The 1,059-nt window shown below is 46.7% G+C and carries 1 protein-coding gene; it reads left to right on the top strand.

Going from position 1 to position 1,059, the window contains the following annotated elements; translation table 11 throughout:
• Positions 1-12 precede the first annotated feature (12 nt).
• Positions 13-1,059: mucin-binding protein (locus tag D8790_RS10630; protein WP_446677481.1), on the top strand; the 1,047-nt coding region annotated here is incomplete at its 3' end.

Here is a 1,059-nt window from a genome sequence, read left to right as displayed (position 1 = left end):
CGTCTGAAAGAATTGACAGACAAGGGCTACGAAGTTGTAACGGATGAGTTCGCAGGACCTAAGACCTTCGATAATGACGATAAGAAGGATCAAACCTTCACCGTTACTCTTCGTCAAGGTACAGAGAAGATTACAGACCCAGCTAAGCTCAACAAGAAAGTATCACGTACAATCAAGTACGAATACGCAGATGGTCAAACAGCGGGTCGTCCAGCTCTGAAAGCTCCTGTGACTCAAGAAGCAGCCTTCACACGTACAGGTGAACGTAACCGTGTAACTGGCGTTGAAACCTTCGGCGCATGGACACCAGCTACGAAAGAATTGGCACAAGAAGCTACACCAGTCGTAACTGGATTCGTGGCAGACAAGGCCAATGTAGCAGCGAAGACAGTAACTCCTGATGATAAGGATAGCGAAGAAGTTGTACAATACAAGAAGCTCGGTTCATACGTACCAAATGTACCAGACGGACTTCCAAAAGTACCAAATCTTCCATATCCAAACGATCCAACAGATCCAAGCAAACCAGGTACTGATCTTCCAGTGATTCCACATGTACCAGGAACTACACCAGTAGGCCCAGATGGTACAACACCATTGACACCGAAAGATCCGAGCGATCCAAGCAAGGGTTACAACCCACCACCAATTCCAAGCGATCCAACGAAGGATACACCAATCAACTTCGTGAAGGATGGCCAAAAAGCGATTATCAGCTTCGTAGACCAAACTGACGGTAANAAGGAATTGACNAAGGTTGTCGAAAGCGGTAAGTCAGGTGAGCCAATCGGTACAACTAACTACGCAGCTCGTCTGAAAGAATTGACAGACAAGGGCTACGAAGTTGTAACGGATGAGTTCGCAGGACCTAAGACCTTCGATAATGACGATAAGAAGGATCAAACCTTCACCGTTACTCTTCGTCAAGGTACAGAGAAGATTACAGACCCAGCTAAGCTCAACAAGAAAGTATCACGTACNATCAAGTACGAATACGCAGATGGTCAAACAGCGGGTCGTCCAGCTCTGAAAGCTCCTGTGACTCAAGAAGCAGCCTTC

This window comes from Streptococcus cristatus, from assembly GCF_003943535.1.
Taxonomy (GTDB): domain Bacteria; phylum Bacillota; class Bacilli; order Lactobacillales; family Streptococcaceae; genus Streptococcus; species Streptococcus cristatus_L.
Note: the sequence above shows the minus strand (reverse complement) of the source record. Positions and strands in the feature narration are given on the sequence as shown.